General features: G+C 70.2%; 4 protein-coding genes. 2 read left to right on the top strand and 2 right to left on the bottom strand.

Features of this window, described 5'->3' with window-relative positions; genetic code table 11:
* Positions 1–374: 374 nt before the first annotated feature.
* Positions 375–608, top strand: coding sequence for a hypothetical protein (locus EPD83_RS11250; RefSeq protein WP_128365221.1), 234 nt, complete (start codon positions 375–377; stop codon positions 606–608).
* Positions 598–909 carry a type II toxin-antitoxin system PemK/MazF family toxin gene (locus tag EPD83_RS11245; protein ID WP_128365220.1) on the top strand — a complete coding sequence of 104 codons (312 nt, stop codon included), beginning with the start codon at positions 598–600 and terminating at the stop codon, positions 907–909. The genes EPD83_RS11250 and EPD83_RS11245 overlap by 11 nt, the downstream gene beginning before the upstream one ends.
* A 188-nt stretch (positions 910–1,097) precedes the next feature.
* Here the strand turns inward: EPD83_RS11245 and EPD83_RS11240 are convergent, their stop codons facing one another.
* Together EPD83_RS11240 and EPD83_RS11235 are read right to left on the bottom strand one after the other, a co-directional pair.
* Positions 1,098–5,156 (bottom strand): LamG-like jellyroll fold domain-containing protein, encoded by a 4,059-nt coding sequence (locus tag EPD83_RS11240; protein WP_235950529.1) that lies wholly within the window; start codon positions 5,154–5,156, stop codon positions 1,098–1,100.
* A 211-nt stretch (positions 5,157–5,367) separates the two neighbouring features.
* Positions 5,368–7,122 (bottom strand): amylo-alpha-1,6-glucosidase, encoded by a 1,755-nt coding sequence (locus EPD83_RS11235; RefSeq protein WP_128365218.1) that lies wholly within the window; start codon positions 7,120–7,122, stop codon positions 5,368–5,370.
* Positions 7,123–7,128 lie beyond the last annotated feature (6 nt).

Here is a 7,128-nt window from a genome sequence, read left to right as displayed (position 1 = left end):
AGCTCACCCTCGACACCACCCGCCGATACCAACCCCAACACCAGAAACTCCCCGAACCCTGAGGGTTCGGGGAGTCCGCGATGTCCTGAGACATCACACCTGCGCGCCCGAAGGGATTCGAACCCCTAACCTTCTGATCCGTAGACCGCCGGCCAGGTGTCTGGAGCCGACCCGGCACGCCCACGGCCGACACCCACTGCGGTCGAACGTAGCAGGTCAGGCCGGGTGGACTCCCCGGTGTCGGAACCGGTCGGATGCGGTCGCGCCAGGGCGGACCGCCGATGTCGCGGAGAGGTTCTGGGGCCATTCCGGGGCCAGCACTCGCCGATTCCCAAGATCCAAACTGTCTTACACTGCGTGTTACATTCGCTGGCATGGCCGACACGATCACCTTTCGCCCCGACGAGGACGCCGCTCGAGCACTCGCCGCGCTGACCGCAGACGGCACATCAGTCTCCACCGCGGTCCGGGCCGCACTGATCGACGCCGCCCGTGACCGTGCCCGCACGGCACTGCGCGCCGAGGCCGAGGCGCTGGCCGCCGACGAGCACGACCGGGCCGAAGCCGCACAAGTGCTGAGAGACATGGAGACCCTGCGTGCGTGGTGAGGTCTTCCGGCTGGTGGCGCCCCGAGACGCCCGCGGACACGAGCAGGCACGCACCAGGTACGCGGTCGTCGTCCAGTCCGACTCACTCCCGCTCACGACCTGGCTGGTCGCCCCCACCTCCACCTCGGCACGCCCGGCCAGCTTCAGACCCGAGGTCCTGATCGCCGGCCGGCGCACGCTGGTGCTCGCCGAGCAGACGACCGCCGTCGACCCCAGCCGACTCGGTGACAGCACGGGCCACCTGACCTACAACGAGCTCCGGCGCGTGGAGGCAGCCCTCCGCCTCGTCCTCGATCTGTAGCTGACCAGTTCGCTCAGCGACGAACCCTTGGTGGGAGCCGCCTCCGTCACCACCACAGATCAGTTGTCACCGATCGGTGCAGCAGTCCCCGGCGTACCCCAGACCGTCCTTGGTCGCGATGACGACTCCGGACAGCCGTAGGCGCCGACCCCAAGAAGAGGGCCGGCGCCTACGGGGTGGTGCCGTTGTCAGCCCACGCGGATGAGCCGGTCGACGACGTGCGCTACCTGGACCTGGCCGAGGTTCACGTCCATCCGCTGCGGGTCGACCACGGCGACGACGTCACCGTCGGCGCTGAGCAGCCGGACCGACCCGTCCTGCACCGAGACGGTGAGGCGGTGGCCGCCCGCGGTCGTCAGCGTGTCACCGTCGGCGGCGAGCAGGTTGCGGCTGACCAGGGTCGTGCCGGGCAGCACGTGGTCCAGCAGCAGCTGCTCCACCTGGCCCACCGGCAGGTCCCGGATCTTGCCAGCCGCGGCCCGCTCGTTGGGCAGGCTCTCCCCAGTCAGCTGCGACAGGGCCTTCGTGAAGGCGGTGTCGTCGACGAGGAACACCGTGGCCGACGTCGCCGGGTCGTCGAGCAGCGCCAGGGTCGAGCCCTTCTTCTGCTTCAGCACCCAGCTCTTGGCGAAGGTGAACAGGTCGTAGTCCTCTCCGTTCACCGACTGCCCGTTCTCGGGACCCGAGCCGTCCCGAGCGAGCACCGCACCGACCGAGGTCGCTGTCGCCCACTGCGGCGGCGTGAACGGCGCGATCTCGATGCGGTCGATGATCGGGGCGTTCGGCGAGCGCAGGATCAGGCCGGGGTATTTCGGCCCCCAGACGTCCGAGGCGTAGGTCTCGCCGTCCCAGTTGGGCTCCTCCTCCGAGCGGAAGGAGATGGTGTTCTTCCCGGCCTTCAGGGGCAGATAGACAGTGCGCTCCCAGAAGTTGTTCTCGTGGAACGTCGGAACGAACATCGTCTGCGGGAGCACGAGCTTCCCGTTGACCGAGATGTCGGCGTGCCGGGCGACCGGGTTGGGGTTGTAGTGCGTCGCCGGCACCTGCTCCGGGTTGGAGAACCGCAGCGTCATCGCGTAGGTCCCCGCGGAGTCCGCGGTGACGTCGAAGGTGAGCGTGTTGTCGTTGCCCGGCTCACCGCCGACGCCCTCCACGGCCTGGCCGCCGCTGGCGAGGTCGAGGTCGGAGACGTGGGCATCGCCGCCCAGGCGCGCATCCTCGGCCTCGTAGCTGCGCGGGAGCCAGCTGACGTCGGGGGCGACGACCAGCCGGTCCACCCACGCCGTCCCGGTGACGACGACCTTGTTGACGCCGCCCTCGAGGTAGGCCCGGGCGGTGCCGTCCTTCAGGTACCGGACAGCCCGGCCGTTGACGGTGAGCGAGCCCCGCGCCGTGCCGACGGTGTCGACGTCCAATGCCTGCTCGCCCTCATGTGCTGCGTACACCCAGAAGGTGGCCGTGTCGCCGGACCCGAGTGTCGCGCCGCCGGGGCCGGACACGTCCGCCCCTGCGGGGGCCGTCCAGCTGGTCGTACCGCCGGAGAGCTCGGCGTACTCGCCCTCGTAGACGGAGGCCGCCGCGGCCGGGTTCGGCAGACCGAGGACGATCCGGTCGACGATGGCGTCGCCGGTCGTGTGCCTCGTCCCGTCCTTGCTCTGGACCGACAGCGAGATGGTGTGGGTCCCCTCGGTGAGGTCGACGGTGGTGTCGGCGTGGTCCCAGACCACCCACTTGTAGGCCAGCGGCAGGTGAATCTCCTGCTCCTGGCCACCATCGACCCGCACGAAGACGTTCGTCGGCCCCTGCTCCTGCACCGAGGCGAAGGTGTTGAGGGTGCTGGAGAAGACCTGCAGGTCGTACGTGCCGTCCTGCGGTGCGTCCACGGAGAAGTCGAGGGTGAGGTCGGAGTCGGTGCGCAGGGCGCCGACGTCGCGTCGTCCCGAGGTGTAGAAGCCGCTGACGTTGCTCGGGCTGCCCTCCGGGCCGTTGAGGTAGTACGGGCCACCGGTGTGGCTCGCGGCCTCGGCCTCGTACGACTTCTGCCAGAGCATCGGTGCGACCGAGGTCGAGGTCCCGACGCCGGCCGGTGACACGAGGATCCGGTAGGCCGAGGACTCGGTGAGGGTCGGCAGCGCGTCACCGCCGAAGTCCAGCGCCACCGAGCCGTTGGTCACGGGGACGGTGAGCTCAGCGACGTGGCGGGGTTCCGGCGAGTCGCCGATCTGGCCGGTCCAGGGGATCTCCTCGACGGTCACCCGCACCTGCTCGCCCATCGCTGCCGCGACGTGGTCGAAGGCCACGAGCGAAGGGCCGCTCTTGCCGCCGACGATGGCTTGCGCGAGGTTCTTGTCGGGATCGAGCGTCGCGACACCCTGCAGCGTGTAGCTGGTGTTCGGCTGCGGCGGGGTCACCTTCACGGTGTGCCCGGTCATCCGGGAGTACGCGTTGTACAGCCACCACTGGCCGTTGCCGCGGTTGGTCTGAACGGCCGAGTCGTTGAGGTTCCCGTTGAGGTTCCAGAACGCGATCATCCCGTCGACCTTCTTGTCCTCGAAGGCAGAGATCCACTGGATCATCTGGCCCGGGACGGAGGTGTGGTAGTTGAACGCGTACTCGTCGATGTTGATGGGACGGTCGGTGCCGGTGCCGAAGACCTCGTCCTCCCAGCCCCTCAGACGATCGACGGATGTGCGCACCGAGGCGGGGTTGCTCAGCTCGTGCCAAGTGATGATGTCCGGCGCGGTACCGGCGTCCTTCGTGTGCTGGAGGAAGCCCTTGACCTGGTTGAAGAGAACGCTGGTATTGGGCCCGGCGACCGGCGTGTCCGGCAGCTCCTTCTTGATCATGGCCTGGGCCTTGTCCCACGCGGCGAAGTAGTCGGTGGGGTTGTTGAGCCAGCTGGTGCCGTTGTAGCTCCACCGGCCGGTGCCGAACATGTTGCCCTCGGGCTCGTTGAAGGGCTCGATGACGATGTTGTCGGCCAGGTCCGGGTTCTGCTCGATGACGGCCTTGACCTGGTCCAGCTGGGTCTGCAGGACGCGGAAGTAGTCGTCCAGACGGGCCTGCGGGGTGTCGCCCGGCCACTGGTAGGGGAAGCCGCGGTAGTAGTCCGTCGGGCGGATGTAGATGTCGCCGTTCGTGGTGCGGGCGAGCGGCTTCAGCACCTCGAGGGCGTCCGAGCCCGGGTGCTGCGCGCCGTCCTGGCCCTTGGTGGCGTTGGTCTGCAATCCGAACCCGTCGATGAGGTTGTCGGTGGGCATGCCGTCGTCGTAGAGGCCGTAGAGCGCGCCCGCAGCGCCGCCCTTGAAGGGACCGGTGTCGGTGCCGAGGTCGATGCTGATCTCGCCTTCGCGGATCACCCGGACGGTGGCGGTGACGGCCGTGCCCGCGGCGTCCCCGGCGACGGTGAAGGTGCCGCGCTGGGCGTAGCGGGCGGGGTCCACCGACTCCCAGACGATCGGCACGTTCCGGTCATAACCGTCGCTGTAGGACGTGCGGACCGATGCCGGCAGCGCCGGGGCGGTGCCGATGGTGGTCTGCACCTCGAACTCGGTCCTGGTCGGCGATCCGGCGGTGGGCGGGGTCACCCCCGTCGCGGCGGCGATCTGCTGCGGCGTGAGTGCGGACCCGTAGACCGCGAAGTCGTCGAGTGCTCCCGAGAACAGCGGGTCGGGGTACATCGACTTGCCGAGGAACCCGGACGAGGTCGCGCCCTCCACGAGCTGCGCGGCGGTCGCTGTGGTCGTCGCCGAGGCTACGGCGGCCCCATCGAGGTACGTCGTGACACGGTCGGCGTCGGTGTCGAGAGTGACGGCGACGGTCTTCCAAGACGTGGCGGGCAAGGGGGCGTAGCCGGAGTTCTGCGCCTCGGCACCCGCAGAGTTCGTCGTCACGGCGGTGCGCAGGACGCTGCCGTTGGAGGGAGTGGTGAAGAGATAGCGGTTCGTGCCGCGTCCCAGGTCGAAGATCCGCTGCCACGAACCGCCGGTGCCGTCCCAGCTGACCCGTGCGGTGACGGTGACGCTGGACCGGCCGTCCAGCACGCCCTTGGGAACGCGCACGTAGGCGCCGTTCGAGGACGACGAGCCGCCGGGCAGACGCAAGGCGTCACCGTCCGCGTCACCGGCGACCCTGCTGGCGGTGGCGCCGTTGACGAGGGTGCCATCGAGGCCGTTACCGGAGTCGTCGGCGATGATGCCCGTCGCTGGGTCGTCGTCGAAGGCGTAGTGCACGACCGGGCCAGGCACGTCGACGGCGGTAGGGGCCGCCGAGGCCGGCGTAGCACCGGTGCTGGTGGCCAGCAGGGCAACGACGGCGGCCGCCACCAGTGGTGAACCGGTTCGATGGACAAGTCTGGAAGGGGGTGATGACATCGAGTGCTCCTTTGCAGCTCCGGTGTGCGCCGGGTCGGCGCCTTCCGTGGATCGGGGTGGGCGGCCCATGACCGGGCCGTAGCAGTTAGGGGGTGCGGCGTGCGTGGTCGGCAGCCAGGGTCAGGTACACGGCTGCGGTCCAGGTGTAGGCGCGGTCGCGTAGCCCGGCGCCGGTTCGCGCGTCGAAGTTCTCGGCGAAGCCGGACCGCTCGCACAGGGCCCGGAACCGCGCGCTCACCGTGTCGGCAAGGTCGGGGAACCCGCTCGCGCGCAGGCCGTCTTCGATGAGGGCGGTCGACGGGGCCCAGATCGGACCGCGCCAGTAGCCGTCGTCCTCGTACAGCGGCGAGTTCACCGGCTCCGTCGCGGGCCCGTACTCGGTGAGGTGGCCCTCCAGCCGGGTGGCCAGCAGGTCGCGGACCTCACGCGGCAGGCGCTCGCCGAGGACGAGCGGCAGCAGGTTGAGGAGGCTGGTGACCGTGCTGGGCCGCCCGCTCAGCGCACCGACGGCGACGAACTCCTCGCCGGTCCACAGCCCTTCCAGCATGACCTCGAGCACCTCGTCCCGGGTCTCACGCCACGCCGCCGACGGGTGGCCGAGCTCGTCGGAGAGGTCGGCGAGGACGTCGAGCTGCACGACGAGGAAGCCCGCGAGGTCCGGGGCCTCGATGACGCGGTCGAGGTCGAAGGTGGTCGAGTTGTCCCAGCCGCTGTCGTTGCCGTGCTGGTAGTACGGCAGCACGTGCCCGGGCCGGCGTCGTGAGTCCAGCCAGAACCGGGTCCACCGGACCAGGCCGTCGTGGATGCGGTCGAGCTCGGGGCGGGACAGGGGGCGCGCCGCGGTTGCCCGCAGCCGGCGCAGCGCCCAGCCGTGGATCGGCGGCTTGACGTAGTTGTAGAGGACCTCGGTGTGGGTCAGCGAGTCCGGCAGCGCCCCGCGGTCGTCCTGATGGTCGAAGGGCGCGAGCAGCTGGTCGACCGCGGCGTCCGGGCGACCCGGGGCCAGGGCGAGGGCGTTGAAGCAGTGGTCCCAGCTCCACAGCTTGTCCATCCAGTGCTTGGACATGAGCACCGACTCGCGGGTCATCAGACCGCTGGGCGCCACCGTCGCCGACCACAGCACGTAGGCCGCGCGGCCGGCGGCCGGGGTCCGGGCGTCCCGCCACGGCGCGAGGTCCTCGAGGTAGGCGGCGAAGTCCGCCCGCGAGTCCGCGACGACCTGCTCGAAGGTCCGGAGCGGGGAGGGGATCGTTGTCTGCGAGGTCGACTCGCGCACCTCAGCCTCCCACCAGCCGCCGTCGGCGCCCAGGGTCACCGCGCGGGTCGCCTGCCCGAGCGCCTCGCTACCTTCGACGATGGAGGCCCCGGACAGTACCGAGACCCGGTAGCGGTGCCCGGTCTCGTAGCTGGTGAAGACGAGGGCGTCGTCCACCGGGTCGGTGAAGAGGTAGGTCCCGGTGAAGGGCGTGAGCGCGGCGGCGGCGTCCGAGAGTCGCAGCCCGAGTCCCGACCCCCGCAGCCGCACTGCGTCGGCCCCGTCGAAGGCGGCCTCCACCGTGGCGTCGCCGTCCGACCAGCGGAACACGCCGGGGTCGGCGGACCATGTCGCTTCGACCGGCACGCCGTCCCGCTCGGGGGCCAGCGCGAGGACACCGTGGAAGCCGTTGCGGTGCGAGACCAGGTGCACGAGGTCGCTGTGGGTGTGCAGCGCGACAACGGGTGAGAGGTCCAGCCAGGAGCCGCGCCGCGAGAACGGGATCTCCCGGACGTCGAAGGTGAGGTCGTCGGCGGTCTCGCGGGCGCGGTCGCCGGGCAGCAGGGTGGTGTCGGGGATGGTCATGGGGTC

Origin of the sequence: Phycicoccus flavus (genome assembly GCF_004025965.2) — a bacterium.
In the GTDB taxonomy this organism is placed as follows: Bacteria; Actinomycetota; Actinomycetes; order Actinomycetales; family Dermatophilaceae; genus Phycicoccus; species Phycicoccus flavus.
Note: the sequence above shows the minus strand (reverse complement) of the source record. Positions and strands in the feature narration are given on the sequence as shown.

Bases quoted from the DNA above. Each gene is read 5' to 3' on its own strand.
- EPD83_RS11250 (WP_128365221.1), top strand. From the start codon at position 375: ATGGCCGACACGATCACCTTTCGCCCCGACGAGGACGCCGCTCGAGCA.
- EPD83_RS11235 (WP_128365218.1), bottom strand. From the start codon at position 7,122: ATGACCATCCCCGACACCACCCTGCTGCCCGGCGACCGCGCCCGCGAG.